Raw genomic sequence first — 22,620 nt, 5'->3', positions numbered from 1 at the left:
CGCCCGGTTACATTTCGAACCCGGAAGCTAAGCCTTTCAGCGCCGATGGTACTGCAGGGGGGACCCTGTGGGAGAGTAGGACGCCGCCGAACAATCATTGTAGGAAAGCCCCGCACCTCATGGTGCGGGGCTTTTCTGCGTTTAGGCCCAGTTGGACCCCAGGGGCAGCGACCAATCCCCGTCTAGGGTCGGTCCCATGCGATACGACCTGGTGATCTTCGACAATGACGGTGTGCTCGTCGACAGCGAGCCGCTCTCCAATACGATCCTGGCCGGCTACCTCACCGAACTCGGGCATCCGACGACGTACGAAGAGTCCATCCGGGACTACATGGGTGCCGCGATACACCGCGTGCACGACCTGGTCGCCGAGCGAACGGGGCAGCGGCTGCCCGCGGATTTCGACACCACCTTCCACGCACGGGTCTTCGCCGCCTTCGAGCAGGAGTTGACGCCCGTCCCCGGAGTACCGGAACTGCTGGCGGAACTGGCCGCGGCCGGGACCCTGTACTGCGTCGCGTCCTCCGGGAGCCATGAGCGGATTCGCGTGGGGCACCGGAAGACCGGGCTCGACCGGTGGTTCGCGGACGACCGCATCTTCAGCTCGGAGGACGTGGGGCGGGGGAAGCCGGCGCCCGATCTCTTTCTGCACGCGGCGGAGAAGATGGGCGTGTCCCCCGAGCGGTGTGCGGTCGTCGAGGACAGCCCGCTGGGCGTACAGGCGGCGGTCGCGGCCGGCATGGACGTATACGGGTTCACGGCCATGACCCCGGCCGACCGGCTGGCGGGCGCGACCGCGCTCTTCGCCGAGATGACCAAGCTCCCGGATCTCCTTGTGTGATTCATCTACCCATCGGTAGCGGTGAGTTCTACGCTGTCCGGCCATGACCACCCCCACTGTTGAGCCGCGGCTCCGGCGCGGCCGGGCCGCGCTCGCGCTGAGCTTCTTCGCACAAGGGGCGGTCTTCGCGCTGCTCGTGACGCGCATCCCGGCGATCCAGAACCGGTACGGGATCTCCGACGCGCTGCTGCCCGCCTTCCTCGCCGCCGTCCCGGTACTGGCCGGTGCGGGGAGCGTGGCCACGGAGCGGCTGGTGAAGCGGGTACGCCCCGGGCTCGTGCTGCGATGCGTACAGCCGGTGGTCTGTCTGGCGCTGGTGGGCGTGGGGGCCGGGAGCGGCCTCGTCCAGGTGGCCGTGGCCCTGGGGGTGTTCGGGCTGTCGGTCGGGGCGCTGGACGCCTCGATGAACATGCTCGGGGTGAGCCTGCAGCGCGCCTACGGGCGCAGCATCATGCTCGGCTTCCACGCGGCGTACAGCCTCGGCGGGATCGTGGGTGCGTCGCTGGCCTGGGCGGGCGCGCACTGGGGGCTCTCGCTGGCCCTGCTGTACGGGCCGACCGCCGCGGTCGCCGTGCCGGCCGTCCTGGTCGCCGGGCACTGGTACGTCGACCAGAGGCGTCCGCACAAGGACGGCGCCGCGGCCCAGGCGGGGCCTGCGGCGGCCCCCGTCTCGCTGTCCATGCGGCTCCTCCTCCCCCTCTGCCTCGTCATGGCCTTCGCGTACATCGGGGACTCGACGGTCTCCAACTGGAGCGCGAAGTACCTGCAGGACGTGCTGGGGAGTTCGGAGCAGCTGGCGACCGTGCCGTACAACGTGTACATGATCACCACGCTCCTCGGGCGGACCGTCGGGGATCTGGGGGTGCGGAGGTTCGGGCCGGTCGCGGTGGTGCGGACGGGGGCGGTGGTGGCGGCGGCGGGGTTCGCGGTGGTGGCCGCGGCGCCCGGCGCGTGGCCGGGGATGGCCGGGTTCACGCTGCTGGGCCTGGGGCTGTGCGTGATCGTGCCGCAGACGTTCGCGGCGGCGGGCCGGCAGGCGTACGAAGCACACGGGGAGCTGCGCGGTCCGGAAGCGTCGGATGCGGCCATCGCGCGACTGAATATCTTCAACTATGTGGGCTTTCTGGTCGGTTCGCCGCTCGTCGGGGCGGTGGGCGATGCCTGGAGTTACCGCGGGGCGATGCTGGTGCCGATGGTGCTCGTGCTGGTCACGCTGGTGTACGCCCCATCGTTCGGTGGGGAGCGGGCCCGATACGGTGGCGGACATGAGCGGCCGCGCACAGCTGATGTGGGACGAGGCAGTAACGGGCTATGACTTCGGGCCCGGCCATCCGATGGACCCGGTGCGGCTCGCGCTGACCATGCGGCTGGTCCAGGCGTACGGCCTCGACCGCGCGCCGGTACAGGTGGCGGCCGCCAAGGCGGCGGGCCTGTCCACGCTGCGCCTGGTGCACCGCGAGGACTACATCGACGCGGTACGGCGCGCCTCGGCCGACCCGAAGGCCGCGGAGGTCTCGTACGGGCTCGGTACCGAGGACGACCCGGCGTTCGCCGGCATGCACGAGGCGTCGGCGCTGATCGCCGGGCAGTCGGTGGGCGCGGCGGAGGCGGTGTGGCGCGGCGACGCGCTGCACGCGGTGAACTTCACCGGCGGGCTGCACCACGCGATGCCGGGCGGCGCGGCCGGTTTCTGCATCTACAACGACGCGGCGCTGGCCATCGCGCGGCTCCTGGAGCTGGGCGCGCGCCGGGTGGTGTACATCGATGTGGACGTGCATCACGGGGACGGCGTGCAGGCCGCGTTCTGGGAGGACCCGCGGGTCCTGACGATCTCGCTGCACGAGCACCCGCGCACCCTCTTCCCGCAGACCGGCTGGCCGGAGGAGACCGGTGCCGAGGGCGCCGAGGGCAGCGCGGCGAACGTGGCGCTGCCGGCCGGTACGGGCGACGCGGGATGGCTGCGCGCGTTCCACGCGGTGGTGCCCGAGCTGGTGGCCGGGTTCGGGCCCGACGTGATCGTCACGCAGCACGGCGCCGACACCCACTTCGAGGACCCGCTCGCGCACTTGGCGGTGAGCGTGGACGCGCAGCGCGCCGTGGCCGAGACCTGTCACCAGCTGGCGCACGCGCACTGCGAGGGGCGCTGGGTAGCGCTCGGGGGCGGCGGTTACGCGGTGGTCGACGTGGTGCCGCGGACCTGGACGCACCTGGTGGCGATCGCCGCCGGACAGCCGCTGGACCCGGCGACGGACATCCCGGAGGAGTGGCGCCAGGAGGTGTACCGGCTGACGCGCCAGCAGGGGCCGCGGCGGATGACGGACGGGCGGGAGCCGGTGTTCCGGGACTTCGCGGACAGCGGGTACGACCCGGCGGACCGGCTGGACCAGGCGATTCTGGCGACTCGCCGCGCGGTGTTCCCGGCGCACGGGCTGCTCCCCTAGAGAGCGCCCACGGGCCCCGCTGGAGAGCGCCCACGGGCCCGCGCAGGGTCCCCTTACGTGTGATTACCCATCAGTCAGGGCATGGACCGGTCGTCCGGGCGTCACCATGGGCGGCGTGTTGAGCAGTGGCGCGCTGCGGGCGCATCTGGTCGAAGCACGGCTCGCCGGGTCGATCGCGACCTCGCGGGAGAAGAGCCTGAACCGCTACCGCCTCTTCGCGGCCGGCGACCCGCGGGCGCTCATCGGACTGGAGCCCGCGGGGGACTGGTCCGTCGGCGATCTGCTCGGGCTCATGGGAGAACAGTGCGGAGTTTCGGCCGATCCTGCGCATATTTCTGGCACGGATGTGATCGACCCGGACCGGACCGTCGCGGCACTGAACGCGTTCGCCGACCGGCTCGGCGAGGCGGCCGGCGAGCGCTCGCCGGTACTGATCGGCACGGGCCATCCGGACCGTCTCACCGGCTTTTACGGGGGCCTGGCAGACGCTTTGTCGGCGGCGGGATGCCCTGTCCTCACCCCTGCGTACGGCACAAGTATCGACATAATGACCCGGTTTGGGGTACGTACGTACAACCTTGCGTACGTACGGGGAGTCGCGCGGATGCGCGAACCCGGCGTGTGGGGAGACCTCGGGGAGCCGGAGGTGCACACGCACTCCCCCCTCCCGGTTCGTAGGGCCCTCGGCGCTGCAGCAGACGCCGCAGGACCCCTTCCCGAGCTGGTGATCGGGGACCACGGATGGGTCTGCGGAGCAGGTCAGCTGGGCTTTGAGGCCATCGGCCTGGCGGATACTGACGATCCGGCGCTGTTCGTCGGGCAGGCGGAGGGGCGGGTGTCCGTCGTAGTTCCGCTTGATGACGCTGTGCGGTCTGATTACTACCGACCGCTTACTCGCTATGTACTCAATCGAGCGTGTCTGTCACAGTAGGCGGCCGACGGCTACTCCTCTTCCCCACTCGCATCACCCGCCCCTAACCTGGGGAGTGAGCGCATAGCGACGAAGAGTCACCGGAGGGGAAGCCGGTGCCCGTCATGTGCGGAAGGACCAGGTGTGTCATGGCTGCAGACCAGAGGCCTCTGAATGAGGTCGTGTTCCTTACTGTGGCGGAGGTCGCCACAGTGATGCGAGTGTCGAAGATGACCGTGTACCGCTTGGTGCACAGCGGTCATCTGCCCGCGATCCGAGTGGGGAGGTCGTTCCGGGTTCCGGAGCAGGCGGTCCACGACTACCTCCGCGAGTCCTATGTGGGGGTGGAATCGGCCTGACGGGGGCCCGACAGGTCCCTTTGCGGGCCTGGTGAGGCCGGACGGAGGCCACGAAAGACCCTCGGATTACGCCGTACGCTCGGCGGCGGGTAGGCTGGCCCGATGTAGGTAGTGTGGGCTCGGACGCCCCGCACCGAGTATTTCGAAGTGAGCGAGGGTAGTCGTGGGCTCTGTTATCAAGAAGCGGCGCAAGCGGATGGCTAAGAAGAAGCACCGCAAGCTGCTCAAGCGCACCCGTGTTCAGCGTCGCAACAAGAAGTAAGCGGCGCTGAGCGCGATTCCGCAGCCCCCCACCACACGGTGGGGGGCTGCGGTGCGTTCGGGGGCACACAAGCCCGGAAGCCGGGTACTCGGCGCAAGGCGGCGGCGTCAGGGCGGCATCAGGGATCAGGACGGCGACGGGCGCCAGGACCGGACCAGGCCGAAAGATGGCCGGGGCCGTCCACAAGTCATCACACCGCAACACCGACCGGATAGCGTGGGCCGCCACATCTCGGCACGTGCGGGGACGTGCGGGGGACGACGGTGGGAAGGAAGGGCTGATCTTGGGCAAGGTCGTGCTCGTCACGGGAGCCGCACGTCAGCTGGGCGGCCGCTACGTACGCCGGCTCCAGCGCGATCCCGACGTCGACCGGGTGATCGGCGTCGACGCCGTGGCGCCCGAGCACCACCTCGGCGGCGCCGAGTTCCTGAAGGCCGACATCAGACATCCGGCCATCGCCAAGGTCCTCGCCGAAACGGGCGTGGACACGGTCGTGCACATGGATATCAACGGCACCCCGCTCGGCTCCCGCGGCAGCCGCTCGTCGGTCAAGGAGACCAACGTCATCGGCACGATGCAGCTGCTGGGCGCCTGCCAGAAGGCACCGCACGTCAAGCGACTGGTCGTGAAGTCCTCCGCGAGTGTGTACGGCTCCGCGCCCCGGGACCCGGCGGTCTTCACCGAGACGACCAGCCCCAAGTCGCTGCCCAGCGGCGGCTTCGCGAAGGACGTCGTGGAGGTCGAGGGGTACGTACGCGGCTTCGCCCGCCGCCGGCCCGACGTCGCGGTCTGCGTGCTGCGGTTCGCCAACATCCTCGGGCCGTGCGCGGACTCGCCGCTCGCGGAGTACTTCTCGCTGCCCGTGCTGCCCACCGTCCTCGGGTACGACCCGCGGCTGCAGTTCGTGCACGAGGAGGACGCCATCGAGGCGCTGCGCCTGGCGACCGGCGAGCCCCGCAGGGGCACGCTCAACAGCGGCACGTTCAACATCGCGGGCGACGGCGTGCTGCTGCTCTCGCAGTGCTCGCGGCGGCTGGGCCGGCCCACGCTGCCGCTGCTGCTGCCGACGGTCACCTGGGCGGGCTCGATGCTGCGCTCGCTCGGCATCACCGACTTCTCGCCGGAGCAGATCCGGATGCTCACGCACGGCCGGGTCGTCCGGACGACCCAGATGCGCGAGACACTGGGGTTCGAACCGGCGTACACCACGGCCGAGACCTTCGCGGAGTTCGCCCGCAGCCGAGGTCCCGGCCTGCTGCCGCCCGAGACCGTCTCCCGTACCGTCGACCGGCTCGCCGCGCTGCTGCCCGCAGCCAGTGCCCAGACCCAGTGAGGAGTTCACCCACGATGGCGGACGCCAAGGTCATCCCGTTCGGCGAGGAGCCGCGCACGCGGCGGAGGGCCAAGCGGGCGGCGGGCGCGGCGCGTAACGCGGCCCTGACGCCCGTACCGCCGCCGCGCCAGGAGGAGCCGGAGGCGCCGGCGCCCGAGGAGCGGGGCGCGTCCTGGGAGCAGCGGCTCGCCGGCGGCCTCAACTTCCTGCGCAGACGGCTGACCGGTGAGTACGACGTCGACGACTTCGGTTACGACGAGGAGCTCACCGACCAGGTCATGATGTCCGTGCTGCGGCCCCTGTACGAGAAGTACTTCCGGGTCGAGGTGAAGGGCGTCGAGAACATCCCCGAGAAGGGCGGGGCGCTGATCGTCGCCAACCACTCCGGGACGCTGCCGCTGGACGGCCTGATGCTCCAGATGGCGGTGCACGACGAGCACCCGGCCGGCCGCCATCTGCGGTTGCTGGCGGCCGATCTGGTCTTCATGCTGCCGGTGGTCAACGAGCTGGCGCGGAAGGCCGGGCACACGCTGGCCTGCACGGAGGACGCCGAGCGGCTGCTGGAGCGCGGCGAGGTGGTCGGCGTGATGCCGGAGGGCTTCAAGGGCGTCGGCAAGCCCTTCTCGGACCGGTACCGGCTGCAGCGCTTCGGGCGCGGCGGCTTCGTCTCGACCGCGCTGAAGTCCGGGGTGCCGATCGTGCCGTGCTCGATCGTGGGCGCGGAGGAGATCTACCCGATGATCGGGAACGCCAGGACGCTGGCGCGGCTGCTCGGCTTCCCGTACTTCCCGATCACGCCGACGTTCCCGTGGCTGGGGCCGCTGGGCGCGGTGCCGCTGCCGACGAAGTGGACCATCCAGTTCGGCGAGCCGATTCCGACGGACGGGTATCCGGCGGAGGCGGCGGACGACCCGATGCTGATGTTCAACCTCACCGACCAGGTGCGCGAAACGATTCAGCACACGCTCTACAAGCTGCTCGTGCAACGGCGTTCGGTGTTCTTCTGAGGCCGTGACGGCCGGGTGACGGCCGTGGCGGGGGATGCCCCGTGTGCTGTCGGGGCATCCCCCGCGACAGAATCGGATCATGCCCAACACCCAGTACGTGAAGCTCGGCTCCACCGGCCTGGACGTCTCGCGACTCTGCCTCGGCTGCATGACCTACGGCGTCCCCGACCGCGGCCCACACCCCTGGACCCTCGACGCGGACCAGGCCCGCCCGCTGATCCGGCAGGCCGTCGAGGCCGGGATCAACTTCTTCGACACGGCGAATGTCTACTCCGACGGGACCAGCGAGGAGATCGTCGGCAAGGCGCTCGCCGACTTCGCCCGGCGCGACGAGATCGTGCTCGCGACCAAGGTCAACGGCCGGATGCGGCCGGGCCCGAACGGCGCGGGGCTGTCCCGCAAGGCGATCATGACCGAGATCGACCACAGCCTGCGCCGGCTCGGCACCGACTACGTCGACCTCTACCAGATCCACCGCTGGGACCCGCGCACTCCCATCGAGGAGACCATGGAGGCCCTGCACGACGTGGTGAAGGCGGGCAAGGCCCGGTACATCGGCGCCAGCTCCATGTACGCGTGGCAGTTCGCCAAGGCCCAGCACACCGCCGAGCGGCACGGCTGGACCCGCTTCGCCTCCATGCAGAACCACTACAACCTCCTCTACCGCGAGGAGGAGCGCGAGATGCTGCCGCTCTGCGCGGACCAGGGCGTGGGCGTACTGCCCTGGAGCCCGCTCGCCCGCGGCCGGCTGACCCGGGACTGGGACGCCACCAGCCACCGCGCGCAGACCGATGAGTTCGGCAAGACGCTGTACCAGGAGGGCGACCGGGAGATCGTCGAGGCGGTCGGCGCCATCGCGGCGGAGCGGGGCGTGCCGCGGGCACAGGTCGCGCTCGCCTGGCTGCTGCACCAGCGGCCGGTGACCGCGCCGATCGTGGGCGCCTCGAAGGCGGGGCACCTCGACGACGCGCTGGCCGCGCTGGAGCTCCGGCTCACGGACGAGGAGATCGGTCGGCTCGAACAGCCGTATACGGCGCGGCCGGTGAGCGGGCACTGAGAGTCCGCGTACGGGCGGGGTCGGGCCCTGAGCGCCGCCGGCCGACCCGCCCGGCCGACCCGTACGTACACATGCGACGGCGCCCGGTGTTCTTCTGGAGGGAAGGACCGGAAGAACACCGGGCGCCGCCGGACCGCGGAGGCGCGCGGCGATCGCCGCGCGCCGCTACTCGTCCCGGCCGTCGACGCCGAGGCCCGGGAGCAGGTCCGGGAGCAGCGGCGGGATCGTGACGTCGGGCTCGGCGGGGTGGTCGCTCTTGTGCCCGCCGTCGGAGGGGGAGGGGCTGTCCTTGGCGGGCGGGTCGAGCAGACCGCCGGTGTTCCCGCCGAGCAGGCCGTCCTCCTTGGAGGGGGACGAGGACGGGCGGGGCGTGGGGGAGTCGTGCTTCTTGCCGCTCGCGGACGGGCTGCCGGAGCGGGACGGCGCCGCCGAGTGGTCCTCGGCCGTGCTGCCCGAGGCGGACGGGGTGCCGTGCCCGGCGTCCTTGTCCGTCGCCTTCTTCGGCAGCAGCGGGCGCAGCGGCCCGACCTCCTCGTCTATGGCGTCGAAGACCGAGCTGACGTCCTGGGAGACGTCGGCGAGCTGCACCGGCAGCCGGTCGCGCAGCCGTGCCCAGCCCTCGCGGTGCGAGGCGGTGAAGGAGTCCAGCGCCTGGATGGCGCCGAGCGACCCGTCCCGCTCGTACGCGTCGTGCAGCAGGCGGTGGCCCGTGCCCGCGTCCTGGGTGACGCCCGCCAGCGACCTGCGCACCTCGGACAGGGTCTCGTGCTCCAGTGGCCCGGCCCTGAGCCGCTCCATCAGCCGGCGCGCCTCCTGCATCCGGCTGGACGCCTGGTCGAGGTAGAGCCGGCCGCGGTCGGAGTCGTCCTCGGCCATGCCGAGCTTGAGGTCCTCCATGCCGCGCTTGAGGCCGTAGAGCGAATCGCCGGGCAGCGCCTCGGAGCTCGCGGCGGCCACTCCGCTGAGCGCGCCGGCCGCCACGCCGAACGTCAGCCCGCCGGCGGCGAGCCTCCTGGACAGCCGGGACCGCGGGCGCAGCCGGCCGAGTGACTTGGCGGCGCGGTGCGCGCCTCGCACGCCGCGCTGCTGGGGCACCTTCGCGCCGTCGGAGGGTGCGCCGCCTTCGGCGAAAGCGGCCTCCATCGCGGCGATGAGCTGCGCGCGCTGGATCGTGCGCGCTTCCGGGTCCAGCGTGGGCTTGGGGAGCTCCCCCAGGCCGCCGGCGACTGCCAGCAGCCGTGCCGTTTCGGGCTCCGCCGGCTCCTGCCCCGGTGTGTCGATCTGCTCATCGGCCGCGCCCTGGAGGTCCTGGTCCTCCAGAGCCTGGGCGAAGGCGTGAGCCCGCCGGTGCGTCGATACGTTCGCGATCACGGGCGGCACCTCCTCTCATCATCCCGCTCGACTCCCCGGACTGGCTTGACGATCCAGCAGGGCCGGAAGGCTGCACGCCCTGCATGCAACCACTCGATCGAGTGAGCGGCTGCGGGCATGGCGTGTCCGCAGGGAGCCTGCATTCCGCACAACGAGCGGCGAGGTACTCGGGTTACGCCCTCACGATGATGTGACGGGCTGGTACCGCGTGATGGCTGAAAGTGATGGCCTGGTCAGGGCTTGGCGCCACAATAAGAGTGGTGTGGGGGACGGATGTTCGGGGAGAGCGCGGCGCGAAGGAGGGGATCGGACGTCGGCGGAGGGGTCAGCGGGCGTCGTCCGGCAGCAGCCGCGCGAGGGTCCGGACGGCGCGGTACTGGAGGGTCTTGATCGCTCCTTCGTTCTTGCCCATGACGCGGGCGGTCTCGGCGACCGACAGCCCTTGGAGGAACCGGAGCGTGACGCATTCCTGCTGTTGGGGGTTGAGTTTGCGGACGGCTTCGAGGAGGGCGGCGTTGGACAGGGATTCGAGGACCGAGTCCTCGGGGCTGCGCTCGACCTCGTTGGCGTCGAGCATCTCGCCCGTGGTCACCTCCAGGCGGAAGCGCGAGGACTTGAAGTGGTCGGCGACGAGGTTGCGCGCGATGGTCACCAGCCAGGCTCCGAAGTCCCGGCCCTGCCAGGTGAAGGTGCCGATCCGGCGCAGCGCGCGCAGGAACGTCTCACTGGTCAGGTCCTCGGCGGTGGCCCGGCCGCCGACGCGGTAGTAGATGTACCGGTAGACCGTGTCGGCGTACTGGTCGTAGAGGCGGCCGAACGCGTCGGCCTCGCCCGCCTGGGCGCGCTCGACGAGCTCCATCATGCGGCGGCTGTCGCTGTCGGCGGGGCGGCGGGCTGTGGTCGTGCCGCCGCGGCGCGTACGGCTGCCCGCGGACCGCGCGCCGACGGCGGTCCTGGCGTCCGCCAGGGCGTAGCAGGCGCTGGCGGGTCCTGCGGCAGGGGCGGGTGTGGCGAGGGCGGGGACGGCGTACGCGGTGGGGACAAAACTGCGCAGGTGGTCGACGAGCGTCGTACGCAGCGTAGCCAGGCCCGAGGCGTCAACCCCGACGTGTGGGTACACGGGACTCCCAGAGGCAGAGCTTCCATCACGTGCAGTGCGGGACCGTTCACCCGCGGTAGGGGCTTATGGGTTCCGGTTTGCGTCTGAGGAGAATAACGCTTCGTACAGGCAGCGCTACACCCAGTTGCTCAAATCGTCGATTCCGTCTGGTCTGTTACGTATTTCTGGTCGATCAAGTATCAGATGTTGAACAGGTATTGATCGGAAAGTGACGTGATCTGCCTGGTTGGAGGGCGTGTTGTGGCGCACCGGGCGTCGTGCGACTGAGCGCGGACCGGTGGGGTATGAAGAAGGTTTGCCCTGCACACAGCGGTACGCGTGTTCGTACGGGGCGCGTGGGAGCACCCTCAGGGGTGGCGCTGCGAAGGGCAGCGCGAAAAAACTGCCGCGCGCCGTCGATGTGATCATCGGTGGGCGGCGCGTTCCCCGCCCTTTCGGTGACGGTGTGTAACGCGTACCCCACCACTGGAAGTTGGGCGAGCTTCCGGTTATAAGGCCCTGCGGCTATCGGCGCCGGCGCTGCAGGGCCACCGCGGCCGCCGCGCCGCCCGCCACCGCGCCCACCCCGGCCGCCGCCGGAATGCCGATCTTGGCGGCCTTGCGGCCCGTCCGGTAGTCGCGCAGCCGCCAGCCCTGCTCGCGCGCGTGCTTGCGCAGCCGGGTGTCGGGGTTGATCGCGTAGGGGTGGCCGACGAGCGAGAGCATCGGGATGTCGTTGGCGGAGTCGCTGTACGCGGCGCAGCGCGACAGGTCCAGCCCCTCGGCCATGGCCAGCGCCCGTACGGCCTCGGCCTTGGCGGGCCCGTGCAGCGGCTCGCCGACCAGCTTGCCGGTGTAGACCCCGCCGACGGATTCGGCGACCGTGCCGAGCGCGCCGGTCAGGCCGAGCCGGCGGGCGATGATCGTGGCGGTCTCCACGGGGGCCGCGGTGACCAGCCAGACCTTCTGGCCCGCGTCCAGGTGGGCCTGGGCGAGCGCGCGGGTGCCGGGCCAGACGCGCTCGGCCATGTACTCGTCGTAGATCTCCTCGCCTATGGTCATCAGCTCGGAGACGCGGTGGCCCTTGACGATGGAGAGCGCGCTGTTGCGCACGTCCTCCATGTGCTCGGGGTTCTCCGAGCCGGCCAGCCGGAAGTACGCCTGCTGCCACACGAAGCGGGCGAGGTCGCGCTTGTGGAAGAAGTGCCGCTTGTAGAGGCCGCGCCCGAAGTGGTAGATCGCGGCGCCCTGCATGACGGTGTTGTCGAGGTCGAAGAAGGCGGCCGCTTTGTCGTCGCCGACGACCGGGAAGTCCGGCTCGGCGTCCTCGGCTTCGCTGTCGGCGGCCGCGGCGGCGGCTTCGGCGGCGGCCTGTGCCTCGGCTTCCTGGGAGCTCTTGCGGGCGGCCTCGGCCGCCGCCTCGCCGGCCAGCACGCTGCGCGCGGTGGCGGGGCGTCGGTGACGGGTGAACCACCCCGTCACAAGGGACGGAATGCCCGTGACGAGGGACGCACTGAAGGGGCTCGTGCCGGGGCGGTGCTCGGGCGACGGGTCGGCCATACGGCGAGCATAGCCAGTTTGTTCGGTGCCCCTGGTTACGCACGCATGTCAGGCAGGTACGGGGCTGCCGACGGTCGCGTTACGGCCACGCCGCGTGGCGTCGGCGCGCTCCGGCCACGGGCTCTGTGTACGCCTGTGTACGGCTCGCTGTGTGTGCCCTCAGGCGCCCAGCGCCTTGCGCAGCCGCTGCGGGTCGACGCGCCAGAAGTCGTGCTGCGCGCCGTCGACGAGGATGACCGGAATCTGCTCCCAGTATTTGCGGTAAAGCTCTTCGTCCTCGGTGATGTCCTGCTTCTCCCAGGCGGCGCCGGTCTCGGCGCAGACCGCCTCGATCACCTTCTGTGCGTCGTCGCACAAATGGCACCCCGGCTTGCCGATGAGCGTGACCGTGCGGTCGGCGGGGTTCTTGCGCGGGGTGCGGCGGAGGAGCGGGGCCATGCCGCCATTGTGCCCCTGCCGGGTCCGTCCGTACCCGTGCCACCAGGCCGAGAACGCTTATGACGGCCGTCACGAGCCTTCGGCGGAGGAGGTGGTTTCCCTTACCATCGATGGGCGATTCGGCGGTGTACGGGGGCAAAACGGCAAGGAGAGTGGCGGCGTGTTCCCGTTCACGTTCCTGCGTTATGCACGCGAAGCGTGTGAACGGAGTGACGCGGGATGCGGTTCCGCGAATTGCCGCAATAAGTGCGTGACACCGGTCACGTTGACGGGACAAAGCGGACACCATCTTTGTGCACGCGTTCACAAAGACATAGCCTGCTATCGACAGGGCGGTCTTGAGACATTTGGCCGTCCAAAGCCCCGCTCTACCCGCAGGAGCACCGTGGCAACTGGCCGAACTCACCGACCGGCGACCCGAAGCCGAGGGATCCCCGAGGCCACCGTCGCCCGGCTTCCGCTGTATCTGCGTGCGCTGACCGCGCTCTCCGAGCGTTCGGTCCCCACGGTCTCCTCCGAGGAGCTGGCCGCCGCTGCGGGGGTCAATTCCGCCAAGCTGCGCAAGGACTTCTCGTACCTGGGCTCCTACGGCACCCGTGGTGTGGGCTACGACGTGGAGTACCTCGTCTACCAGATCTCCCGGGAGCTCGGCCTCACGCAGGACTGGCCGGTTGTGATCGTCGGTATCGGTAACCTCGGCGCCGCGCTCGCCAACTACGGTGGCTTCGCCTCCCGCGGCTTCCGCGTCGCGGCCCTGATCGACGCCGACCCGGCCATGGCCGGCAAGCCCGTCGCGGGCATCGCCGTCCAGCACACCGACGAGCTCGAAAAGATCATCACCGACAACGGCGTCTCGATCGGCGTGATCGCGACCCCCGCGGGCGCGGCCCAGCAGGTCTGCGAGCGCCTCGTCGCCGCCGGTGTCACCTCCATCCTGAACTTCGCGCCGACCGTGCTGTCCGTCCCCGAAGGGGTCGACGTGCGCAAGGTCGACCTGTCGATAGAGCTGCAGATCCTCGCCTTCCACGAGCAGCGCAAGGCCGGCGAGGAGGCCAGCAGCCAGGACGCCGCACAGCCGGTGGCCCCGCCGGTCCGCGCGACGCGCACGGACGGCACCGACGCCGCCGATTCCGATGACGACCGCAAGGGACCCGACGGGGACGTACCCGCCGTGATGCCGGCATGAGCGTCCTCGTTGTCGGCCTTTCGCACCGCAGTGCACCGGTCAGCATCCTGGAGCGGGCCGCACTGGCCCCCGACTCCCGCGGCAAGCTGCTGCAGGACGTCATCTCGGCCGAGCCCGCCGCCGAGTCGGCCGTGCTCTCCACCTGCAACCGCATCGAGCTCTACGCCGACGTGGACAAGTTCCACGCCGGTGTCGCCGAGCTGTCCACGCTGCTCGCCCAGCACAGCGGTGTCAGCCTGGACGAGCTCACGCCGTACCTCTACGTCCACTACGAGGACCGCGCCGTCCACCACCTGCTGTCCGTGGCCTGCGGCCTGGACTCCATGGTCGTCGGCGAGGGCCAGATCCTCGGCCAGATCAAGGACGCGCTCGCCCTCGCGCAGGACCAGCACACCGCAGGGCGGCTGCTGAACGACCTCTTCCAGCAGGCCCTGCGGGTCGGCAAGCGTGCGCACAGCGAGACCGGCATCGACAAGGCCGGCCAGTCCCTGGTCACCTTCGGCCTGGAGCAGCTGGCGGGCGCGGCCGGCGGTCACGACGCGCACTGCGTCCTCGTCGACGACGCCGTACCGGACGCCACCGCCCCGCTCGGCACCCCGGGCGTGGACGCCTGGGCCCGCGGCAAGCGCGCCCTGGTGATCGGCGCGGGCTCGATGTCCTCGCTGGCCGCGGCCACCCTCGCGCGCTCGGGCGTCAGCGAACTGGCCGTCGCCAACCGCACCCTGGAGCGCGCCGAGCGCCTCACCGAGATCCTCACCGAGCCGGGCAGCCCCGGGCGCGCGCACGGCCTGGTGGCCCGCGCCGTCCCGATGTCCGAGGTACCGGCCGAGCTGGCCGCCGCCGACATCGCGATCTCGTGTACGGGGGCGACCGGGCTCGTCCTCACCGGCGAGGCGGTCGCGGCGGCCGCCGAGGGCCGTAAGGACCGGGAACTGGCCCTGCTCGACCTGGCGATGCCGCGCGACATCGACGGCGCGGCCCACCGGATCGAGGGCGTGCACCTCGTCGACATCGAATCCCTGGCCGACGCGTCCGCCGACGCCCCCATGGCGTCCGACGTGGACCAGGTGCGCACCATCGTGTCCGAGGAGGTCGCGGCCTTCGGCGCGGCCCAGCGCGCCGCGACGATCACCCCGACCGTGGTCGCCTTGCGCACCATGGCCGCCGACGTGGTCGCCGCCGAGATCGCGCGGCTGGACGGCCGCCTGCCCGACCTGGACGACAAGCAGCGCGCGGAGATCAACCAGACCGTGCGCCGGGTCGTCGACAAGCTTCTGCACGCGCCCACCGTGCGGGTCAAGCAGCTCGCCAGCGAGCCCGGCGGCGCCGGGTACGCCGACGCGCTGACCAAACTCTTCGACCTCGACCCCCAGACGGTCGCCGCCGTCAGCCGGGCCGACACGCGCGCGGACAGGCACGACACAGCACGGGAGCAGCGCTCATGACGCATCACGCATTGCGACTCGGCACACGGCGCAGCAAACTCGCCATGGCCCAGTCCGGACTCGTCGCCGAGGCGGTCCGCCAGGTCACCGGGCGGCCCGTCGAGCTGGTGGAGATCACCACGTACGGCGATGTCTCGCGCGAGCACCTGGCGCAGATCGGCGGTACGGGCGTCTTTGTCTCGGCGCTGCGCGACGCGCTGCTCGCCGACGAGATCGACTTCGCCGTCCACTCGCTCAAGGACCTGCCGACCGCGCAGCCCGAGGGGCTGACCCTCGCCGCGATACCGGTCCGCGAGGACTCCCGGGACGCGCTGATAGCCCGCGACGGCCTGACGTTCGAGCAGCTCCCCGACGGGGCGCGGGTCGGTACCGGCTCGCCGCGCCGCATGGCGCAGCTGAACGCCTGGGCGCGGTCGCTGGGCCGGCGCATCGAGACCGTGCCGATCCGCGGCAACATCGACACCCGCATCGGGTACGTCGAGAACGGCGAGCTGGACGCGGTCGTACTGGCCGCTGCCGGGCTCAACCGCCTCGGCCGCATCGGCGAGGCGACGGAGCTCCTCTCGCCGGACGTAGTTTTGCCCGCCCCCGGCCAGAGGGCACTGGCGGTGGAGTGCGCCGCGAACCACGAGCACCTCGCCGCCCGGCTCGCCGAGCTCGACGACCCGTTGACCCGGGCCGCCGTGACCGCCGAGCGTTCCCTGCTCGCCGCCCTGGAGGCCGGCTGCTCCGCACCTGTGGGTGCGCTGGCCGATTTCCAGGCCGGCGAACGGGCTGTCACCGAAATGCGCCTGCGTGGCGTCGTCGGCACGACCGACGGCAGCACGCTGGTGCAGCTGTCCACCACCGGACACGTACCCACCTCCCGCGACGACGTTTCTGTACCGGCGACCATGGGCCGTGAGCTCGCCGCCGAGATGCTCGCCAAGGGTGCGGCCGGTCTTATGGGGGAGCGAGCACTTTGAACCCCACCGCCCCAAACCACCCCGCCGCCGGCCAGGTCACCTTCCTCGGTGCCGGGCCGGGAGATCCGGGCCTGCTCACACTGCGCGCCGTTGAGGCGCTGTCCCACGCGGACGTGCTGATCGCAGACCCGCAGGTGCTCGACGTCGTCCGCACGCATGCCCGGGCGAACGTGGACACACCGCTGCAGGCCGCAGCTGACGAGGCGTCAATCCCCGCCGATGTGCCCACGCTTCGGGACACGACCAATCTTGTCATGGGGGCCGCACGCACCGGCAAGCGGGTCGTGCGTGCCGTGTCCGGAGACCCCGGCCTGGACGCCAATGTCGCCGAGGAGATGCTGGCCTGCGCCTCCGAGGGCATCGGCTTCGAGGTCGTGCCGGGCATCGCCGCGGCGGTCGGCGTGCCGGCCTACGCCGGCGTGCCGCTGCGCGACGCGCAGGGCACGGACGTCCGCTTCGTGGACGCCCGTACGGCCGACGACCGCTGCTGGTCCGAGGTCGGCGCCAGCGACGCCACCGCGGTCGTCTCCACCACCCTCGACTCGGTGGCCGCTGCCGCCGGCGAACTGGTCGCGGCGGGCCGCAAGCCCGACACCCCGCTGACCGTCACCATCGCCGGTACGACCACCAAGCAGCGCACCTGGACCGCCACCCTCGGCACCATCGCGCAGACGCTGAAGGCCGCCAAGGTGCTGCCCTCGGCGGACGGCGGCCAGCCGGTCATAGCCGTGGTCGGCGAGCGCAGCGCCGCCGCGCAGCGGGACCAGCTCTCCTGGTTCGAGTCCAAGCCGCTGTTCGGCTGGAAGGTGCTCGTGCCGCGGACGAAGGAGCAGGCCGCCTCGCTCTCCGACCAGCTCGTCTCGTACGGCGCCGTGCCGCACGAGGTCCCGACGATCGCCGTCGAGCCGCCGCGCACGCCGCAGCAGATGGAGCGCGCGGTCAAGGGCCTGGTCACCGGGCGGTACGAGTGGATCGCCTTCACCTCCGTCAACGCGGTGAAGGCCGTCCGCGAGAAGTTCGAGGAGTACGGCCTGGACGCGCGCGCCTTCGCGGGCATCAAGGTCGCGGCCGTCGGCGAGCAGACCGCCAAGGCGCTCATCGCCTTCGGCGTGAAGCCGGACCTGGTCCCGAGCGGTGAGCAGTCCGCCGCCGGTCTCCTGGAGGACTGGCCGCCGTACGACCCGGTCTTCGACCCGATCGACCGCGTCTTCCTCCCCCGCGCCGACATCGCCACCGAGACCCTGGTGGCGGGCCTGATCGACCTGGGCTGGGAGGTCGACGACGTCACGGCCTACCGGACCGTACGGGCGTCCCCGCCGCCCGCCACGACCCGCGAGGCGATCAAGGGCGGCGGCTTCGACGCGGTACTTTTCACCTCGTCTTCGACGGTGCGGAACCTCGTCGGCATCGCCGGCAAGCCGCACAACGTGACCGTGATCGCCTGTATCGGCCCGGCCACCGCGAAGACCGCCGAGGAGCACGGGCTGCGCGTGGACGTCATGTCGCCCGAACCCTCGGTGCACAAGTTGGCCGAAGCGCTCGCGGACTTCGGAACGGCCCGGCGTGCCGCCGCGGTCGAGGCCGGTGACCCGGTCACCCGTCCGAGCGAGCGCCGTCCCGGATCGCGCAGGAGGGCCCGCAGTTGAGCACGTTGAGCACCAGCACCTCGTACGGACGTTTCCCTGGTGCGCGGCCCCGCCGGCTGCGCACCACGCCCGCCATGCGCCGCATGGTCGCCGAGACCCGTCTCCACCCGGCGGACCTGATCCTCCCCGCGTTCGTCCGCGAGGGGATCTCCGAGCCGGTGCCGATCGGCTCGATGCCGGGCGTCGTCCAGCACACCCGCGACACCCTGCGGAAGGCCGCCGCCGAAGCGGTCGCCGCGGGCGTCTCCGGGATCATGCTCTTCGGCGTCCCCGAGGAGTCCAAGAAGGACGCCGCGGGCACGGTGGGCACGGACCCGGACGGCATCCTCCAGCAGGCGCTCCGGGACGTACGCTCCGAGGTCGGCGACGACCTGGTGATCATGTCGGACCTCTGCCTGGACGAGTTCACCGACCACGGCCACTGTGGCGTCCTGACGCCGGACGGCCGGGTCGACAACGACGCCACGCTGGAGCGGTACGCGGAGATGGCCCGCGTCCAGGCCGACGCGGGCGCCCACACGGTCGCCCCCAGCGGCATGATGGACGGCCAGGTCCGCGTGATCCGCGAGGCGCTGGACGGCGCGGGCCACGCGGATGTCTCGATCCTCGCCTACACAGCGAAGTACGCCTCGGCCTTCTACGGCCCGTTCCGCGAAGCGGTGGGTTCTTCGCTGAAGGGCGACCGCAAGACCTACCAGCAGGACGGCGCCAACGCCCGCGAATCGCTGCGCGAGCTGGCCCTCGACCTCGAAGAGGGCGCGGACATGGTCATGGTCAAGCCGGCCATGCCGTACCTCGACATCCTGCGGGATGTCGCGGAGTCGGTGGACGTACCGGTCGCGGCGTACCAGATCTCCGGCGAGTACTCGATGATCGAAGCCGCGGCGGAAAAGGGCTGGATCGACCGCGACGCGGCGATTCTGGAGTCCCTGACCGGCATCAAGCGCGCGGGAGCCCAGAACATCCTGACGTACTGGGCGACGGAGGTCGCGCGCCGTCTCTGACCGCGCGCGCTGCGTTCTCTGTGAGCCCTCGCCGTCCTCTGGACGCGGGGGCTCACGGCTTTTCGCAGATCAGGCGTGCTGCGGTACCTCGTCCTTCAGGAAGGACCTGATCTGATCCCGGAGCTCCGGGCTGTCCGTGTGTCCGTGCACGGACACCGCGTGCTCAGCGGCAGCACGGACCACTTCGTCCTCTTCACCTGAGATGGCAAGGGTGCAGTTCATCTCGCTTGGGGCATCCCGGCAGTCGACCATCTTGCGCATGACACCACCTCTTTTCACACCTCAAGTGTCCTCCGCGGCTTAAGCAGCAGCAAACGCAGCAAACGCGGCCCAGGCCTCCGGCGTGACCGCGAGCTGGGGCCCGTCGGGGTCTTTGGAGTCGCGGATGTGGATGGTGGTGGGCGTGGTGGCGACCTCGACGCAGGCGCCACCTTCGCTGCCGCTGTAGCTGGACTTGAACCACTTCAGTGCGGCGTTCATAGGTCTCCTAGCAACCGGTCCAACAGGCCTTTGCTTTCCCTGGGGTTGAGGGCCTGTGCTCGCAGCATCGCATACTTCATGGTCAGGATGCTGACCTCGTCCGGGTGGGAGACGAATTGGCTGCCGCGTTGCGTTTCGGCGTAGGCGAGGTGCTGGTGGTCGGGGGTCTCCAGGAGGATGAATGGGCCGTCGAGAGCGGCGTGGGCGTCGACGCCAAACGGCATGATCTGGAGCGACAGACCGGGCAGATCGGCGCATTGGCGCAAGTGCCGTAGCTGTTCCGCGTAGACGCTGTCGCCGCCGAGCCGGTCCATCAGCATGGCCTCGGAGATGACGAAGCTGGTCACAGGTGGCTGCTTCCGCTTGAGGATTTCCTGGCGCTCGATGCGTGCCGCGACCTGCTTGTCGATCTCCTCTTCGCTGAGGATGGGCACCCTGCTGCGGAAGACGGCCTGGGCGTACCGCGGGGTCTGGAGCAGGCCCGGAACCACGAGGATCTCGTACCAGGAAAGGCTGATCGCTTCCCGTTCGTGATCCATGTACTCCGCCGCCCACACCGGGAATTTCTCGATCTCCGGCATGTACTCGACGGCCACCGACAGGACACCCCGCGTCCCCAACTCCAAGTCGATCCGATCGGCGAGATCCGGCTTCAACGGGCGCCGGCCCTGCTCGATCGACGCGATCGTCTCCTCGCCGACGTTCAGGCGGTCGCTCAGTTCCCGCTGCGTGAGGCCGGACAGGCGGCGGAACAGGGCCAGTTGGGCGCCAACGAGGCGCAGCGTTGTCGCGCTCTTCCTGCGACTGGGATGATTCCGGGGCTGCATGGGGACCCACTCCCACCATTTTCCGGGCGTCACGCGCGCGGGACCCGTACAGCGAATCTGTACGGGCTGACGGACTGCTCCAGCGTAGTTACGGAGAGCAACCTGTGCGGCGTGAATGAGGATCTTTTCCGGGAGCGGTTCTACTCGCGTGACCGCAGGTCCGTGCCCGCCGCGCGGGAGTTCGCGCGCCGCGCCTTCGACGACTGGGGGCTGGGGGCGCGTACCGATGATGCGTTGCTGTGCGTGAGCGAGCTGGCGACCAATGCCGTGCGGCACGGCGTACCCCCGGGGCGCGGGTTCCTGCTCCGGCTCTACCGGTCCGGAGAGGGCGGCCCCGTACGGATCGAGGTGCACGACTCGGGCCCTGGCCGCCCACGCGTCGCCGACCCGGCGGAGGCCGGGGCCGAGCGGGGGCGCGGCCTCCTCCTCGTCGAGGCCGTCGCAGACAAGTGGGGCGTCGCGGAGCGGGACCCCGGCAAGATCGCCTGGTGCGAGCTGGACGCGGCGGTGGCCGCCACCCCCGTGGGGTGACGGCCACCGGACGGTGTGCGGGTCGGCTAGAGCCGCTCGGGCGTCCGGATGCCCAGGAGGGACATGCCCCGGTGGAGCGTGCGGGCGGTGAGGTCGCAGAGGAAGAGGCGGTTTTCGACGACCTCCGCCGGGTTGTCGTCGCTCAGCACGTGGCACTGGTCGTAGAAGGTCGTGTACAGGGACGCGAGCTGGTAGAGGTACGCCGTGAGCTTGTGGGGGGCGTACTCGGCCGCGGCCTCGAAGACCGTGTCGCCGAAGGCGTCCAGGTGCAGGCCCAGCGCCCGCTCCGCCGGGGCGAGCGCCAGCTCCGCGTGCGCGGCCGGCTTCGCGTCGCCGGCCTTGCGGAGGATGGACTTGATGCGGGCGTGCGCGTACTGGATGTACACGGACGTGTCGCCGTTGAGGGAGACCATCTGGTCGAGGTCGAACTTGTAGTCACGGCTGGGCGACGTGGACAGGTCCGCGTACTTCACCGCGCCGATGCCGACCTGCGCGGCCCGCTCCTGGATCTCGTCCTCGGTGAGGTCCCGGGCCTTCTCGCGCACGACCTCGGCGGCGCGCTGCACCGCCTCGTCCAGCAGGTCCTCAAGGCGTACGGTCTCGCCCCCACGCGTCTTGAACGGCTTGCCGTCCGCGCCGAGCACCGTGCCGTAGGCCATGTTGTGCGCGGCGACGTCGTCGCTCAGCCAGCCCGCGCGCCGCGCCGTCTCGAAGACCATCTTGAAGTGCAGCGACTGGCGCACGTCCACGACGTACAGGAGCGACGTCGCCCGCAGGTCGAGCACGCGGTTCCGGATCGCGGACAGGTCGGAGGCGGCGTAGCCGAAGCCGCCGTCCGCCTTCTGCACGATCAGCGGGACCGGCTTGTCGTCCTTGCCCTTGATGTCGTCGAAGAAGACGACGAGGGCGCCCTCGGAGCGGACCGCGACGCCGGACTCCTCCAGGAGCCGGGCCGTCTCGGCCATCATGTCGTTGTACGCGGACTCGCCGACGATCTCCTCGTCGCGGATGTCCATGTCCAGCTTCTCGAAGACGGAGTAGAAGTAGACCTTCGACTCGTCCACGAACCGCTGCCAGAGGTCCAGGGTCTCCTTGTCGCCGGACTGGAGGGCGACGACCCGCTTGCGGGCGCGCTCCTTGAAGTCCTCGTCCGCGTCGAAGACCGCGCGCGAGGCCTTGTAGATCCGGTTGAGGTTCGACATGGCCTGCTCGCCGTCGACCTCGTCGGCCGGGGCCAGCTCGCCGGGGTGCTCGATCAGGTACTGGATGAGCATGCCGAACTGGGTGCCCCAGTCGCCGATGTGGTGCCGGCCGATCGTCTGCTCGCCGGTGAAGTCGAGCATGCCGCGCAGCGCGTCGCCGATCACCGCGGAGCGCAGGTGGCCGACGTGCATCTCCTTCGCCACGTTCGGCTGGGCGTAGTCGACGACCGTGACGCCCGGCTCGTCCTTCACAGGCACGCCGAGGCGGTCGCCGTCGGCGGCCCGCGCGGCCAGCGTCTGCACGATGGCCGTGTCGGTGAGCGTGACGTTGAGGAAGCCGGGCCCGGAGACCTCGATGTCCTTGATCAGCTCGGGGGCCGTGATCCGCTCGACGACCTGCGAGGCCAGCTCCCGCGGGTTCCCCTTGAGCTTCTTCGCGAGCGCCAGCATTCCGTTGGCCTGGAAGTCGGCCCGGTCACTTCGGCGCAGCAGCGGGTCGGCGGCGCCGGCCTCCGGCAGGGCTGCCGAGAGGGCGTCGGAGACGCGCTGGTTGACCGTAGCGGCGAGAGAAGGGACCGAAGCCATGGAGTGCTGCCGTTCCGTCGGAGTGGTGAGCGGGAAAGGGTTTGCCAGTCAGTATCCCACGGCGCTTCCAT

23 protein-coding genes and 1 rRNA gene are annotated in these 22,620 nt (G+C 70.6%); 16 read left to right on the top strand and 8 right to left on the bottom strand.

The features are described from left to right. From rrf to ABT381_RS18900, 10 genes are all read left to right on the top strand, one after another. Positions 1 to 92, top strand: a 5S ribosomal RNA gene (gene rrf / locus ABT381_RS18945); the annotation flags it as partial. A gap of 104 nt (positions 93 to 196) precedes the next feature. After that, on the top strand, positions 197 to 841 hold the full coding sequence (locus tag ABT381_RS18940; RefSeq protein WP_351595241.1) for an HAD family hydrolase: 645 nt from the start codon (positions 197 to 199) through the stop codon (positions 839 to 841). 43 nt (positions 842 to 884) lie between these two features. Further along, positions 885 to 2,156, top strand: coding sequence for an MFS transporter (locus ABT381_RS18935; RefSeq protein WP_351595238.1), 1,272 nt, complete (start codon positions 885 to 887; stop codon positions 2,154 to 2,156). After that, a complete protein-coding gene (locus tag ABT381_RS18930) occupies positions 2,107 to 3,282 on the top strand; it encodes an acetoin utilization protein AcuC (RefSeq protein ID WP_351595235.1) in 1,176 nt (391 codons plus the stop codon). The genes ABT381_RS18935 and ABT381_RS18930 overlap by 50 nt, the downstream gene beginning before the upstream one ends. A gap of 115 nt (positions 3,283 to 3,397) precedes the next feature. Further along, positions 3,398 to 4,213, top strand: a complete 816-nt coding sequence (locus ABT381_RS18925) for a phosphatase (protein ID WP_351595232.1) — start codon at positions 3,398 to 3,400, stop codon at positions 4,211 to 4,213. Between the two features lie 128 nt (positions 4,214 to 4,341). Then, complete coding sequence (locus tag ABT381_RS18920; protein WP_014144137.1) at positions 4,342 to 4,551, top strand: helix-turn-helix domain-containing protein; 210 nt, start codon at positions 4,342 to 4,344, stop codon at positions 4,549 to 4,551. Positions 4,552 to 4,714: 163 nt separating this feature from the next. Next, positions 4,715 to 4,813, top strand: coding sequence for a 30S ribosomal protein bS22 (locus ABT381_RS18915; protein WP_003948845.1), 99 nt, complete (start codon positions 4,715 to 4,717; stop codon positions 4,811 to 4,813). 283 nt (positions 4,814 to 5,096) lie between these two features. Continuing rightward, positions 5,097 to 6,146, top strand: coding sequence for an NAD-dependent epimerase/dehydratase family protein (locus ABT381_RS18910; protein ID WP_351595229.1), 1,050 nt, complete (start codon positions 5,097 to 5,099; stop codon positions 6,144 to 6,146). Positions 6,147 to 6,160: 14 nt separating this feature from the next. Further along, a complete protein-coding gene (locus ABT381_RS18905; RefSeq protein ID WP_351595226.1) occupies positions 6,161 to 7,153 on the top strand; it encodes a lysophospholipid acyltransferase family protein in 993 nt (330 codons plus the stop codon). Between the two features lie 79 nt (positions 7,154 to 7,232). Beyond that, positions 7,233 to 8,210 carry an aldo/keto reductase gene (locus tag ABT381_RS18900; RefSeq protein ID WP_351595223.1) on the top strand — a complete coding sequence of 326 codons (978 nt, stop codon included), beginning with the start codon at positions 7,233 to 7,235 and terminating at the stop codon, positions 8,208 to 8,210. Positions 8,211 to 8,375: 165 nt separating this feature from the next. On the opposite strand, the gene ABT381_RS18895 is transcribed toward ABT381_RS18900, so the two are convergent. The 4 genes from ABT381_RS18895 to ABT381_RS18880 form a co-directional block, all read right to left on the bottom strand. After that, positions 8,376 to 9,581, bottom strand: a complete 1,206-nt coding sequence (locus tag ABT381_RS18895; RefSeq protein ID WP_351595220.1) for a DUF5667 domain-containing protein — start codon at positions 9,579 to 9,581, stop codon at positions 8,376 to 8,378. Positions 9,582 to 9,906: 325 nt separating this feature from the next. Next, a complete protein-coding gene (locus tag ABT381_RS18890) occupies positions 9,907 to 10,701 on the bottom strand; it encodes an ECF subfamily RNA polymerase sigma factor, BldN family (RefSeq protein WP_351595217.1) in 795 nt (264 codons plus the stop codon). A 504-nt stretch (positions 10,702 to 11,205) separates the two neighbouring features. Continuing rightward, positions 11,206 to 12,114: an HAD family hydrolase gene (locus tag ABT381_RS18885; RefSeq protein WP_467754802.1), complete on the bottom strand. Its 909-nt coding sequence runs from the start codon at positions 12,112 to 12,114 to the stop codon at positions 11,206 to 11,208. 285 nt (positions 12,115 to 12,399) lie between these two features. Further along, entirely contained in the window at positions 12,400 to 12,678 is a 279-nt protein-coding gene (locus tag ABT381_RS18880; RefSeq protein WP_351595211.1) for a glutaredoxin family protein, read from the bottom strand. Between the two features lie 385 nt (positions 12,679 to 13,063). Between ABT381_RS18880 and ABT381_RS18875 the strand changes: the two genes are divergently transcribed. The 5 genes from ABT381_RS18875 to hemB are packed head-to-tail and all read left to right on the top strand — an operon-like array spanning position 13,064 to position 18,924. After that, the gene (locus ABT381_RS18875; protein ID WP_351595208.1) at positions 13,064 to 13,864 is read left to right on the top strand and encodes a redox-sensing transcriptional repressor Rex; all 801 of its coding nucleotides are present in this window, start codon (positions 13,064 to 13,066) and stop codon (positions 13,862 to 13,864) included. Further along, positions 13,861 to 15,309 carry a glutamyl-tRNA reductase gene (locus tag ABT381_RS18870; RefSeq protein WP_351595205.1) on the top strand — a complete coding sequence of 483 codons (1,449 nt, stop codon included), beginning with the start codon at positions 13,861 to 13,863 and terminating at the stop codon, positions 15,307 to 15,309. The genes ABT381_RS18875 and ABT381_RS18870 overlap by 4 nt, the downstream gene beginning before the upstream one ends. Continuing rightward, positions 15,306 to 16,274: a hydroxymethylbilane synthase gene (hemC, locus tag ABT381_RS18865; protein ID WP_351595202.1), complete on the top strand. Its 969-nt coding sequence runs from the start codon at positions 15,306 to 15,308 to the stop codon at positions 16,272 to 16,274. The genes ABT381_RS18870 and hemC overlap by 4 nt, the downstream gene beginning before the upstream one ends. Beyond that, positions 16,271 to 17,920 (top strand): bifunctional uroporphyrinogen-III C-methyltransferase/uroporphyrinogen-III synthase, encoded by a 1,650-nt coding sequence (locus ABT381_RS18860; protein WP_351595199.1) that lies wholly within the window; start codon positions 16,271 to 16,273, stop codon positions 17,918 to 17,920. Before hemC ends, ABT381_RS18860 begins: the two co-directional genes overlap by 4 nt. 5 nt (positions 17,921 to 17,925) lie before the next feature. Further along, positions 17,926 to 18,924, top strand: coding sequence for a porphobilinogen synthase (gene hemB / locus ABT381_RS18855; protein ID WP_351595250.1), 999 nt, complete (start codon positions 17,926 to 17,928; stop codon positions 18,922 to 18,924). 69 nt (positions 18,925 to 18,993) lie between these two features. Here the strand turns inward: hemB and ABT381_RS18850 are convergent, their stop codons facing one another. The 3 genes from ABT381_RS18850 to ABT381_RS18840 are packed head-to-tail and all read right to left on the bottom strand — an operon-like array spanning position 18,994 to position 20,231. After that, entirely contained in the window at positions 18,994 to 19,185 is a 192-nt protein-coding gene (locus tag ABT381_RS18850) for a DUF1059 domain-containing protein (RefSeq protein WP_351595196.1), read from the bottom strand. A gap of 39 nt (positions 19,186 to 19,224) precedes the next feature. Then, positions 19,225 to 19,404: a DUF397 domain-containing protein gene (locus ABT381_RS18845; RefSeq protein WP_351595193.1), complete on the bottom strand. Its 180-nt coding sequence runs from the start codon at positions 19,402 to 19,404 to the stop codon at positions 19,225 to 19,227. Next, positions 19,401 to 20,231, bottom strand: coding sequence for a helix-turn-helix domain-containing protein (locus tag ABT381_RS18840; protein ID WP_351595190.1), 831 nt, complete (start codon positions 20,229 to 20,231; stop codon positions 19,401 to 19,403). The genes ABT381_RS18845 and ABT381_RS18840 overlap by 4 nt, the downstream gene beginning before the upstream one ends. 111 nt (positions 20,232 to 20,342) lie before the next feature. On the opposite strand from ABT381_RS18840, the gene ABT381_RS18835 reads away from it, so the two are divergent. Continuing rightward, positions 20,343 to 20,762: an ATP-binding protein gene (locus tag ABT381_RS18835; RefSeq protein WP_351595187.1), complete on the top strand. Its 420-nt coding sequence runs from the start codon at positions 20,343 to 20,345 to the stop codon at positions 20,760 to 20,762. Between the two features lie 26 nt (positions 20,763 to 20,788). Here ABT381_RS18835 and argS read toward each other — a convergent pair whose 3' ends face one another. Then, positions 20,789 to 22,549, bottom strand: a complete 1,761-nt coding sequence (gene argS / locus ABT381_RS18830; RefSeq protein ID WP_351595184.1) for an arginine--tRNA ligase — start codon at positions 22,547 to 22,549, stop codon at positions 20,789 to 20,791. Between the last annotated feature and the right edge of the window lie 71 nt (positions 22,550 to 22,620).

This window comes from Streptomyces sp. NPDC000151 (assembly GCF_040301705.1).
Taxonomy (GTDB): domain Bacteria; phylum Actinomycetota; class Actinomycetes; order Streptomycetales; family Streptomycetaceae; genus Streptomyces.
The sequence above is the reverse complement of the archived record's forward strand: the minus strand, read 5'-3'. Positions and strand labels throughout refer to the sequence as shown.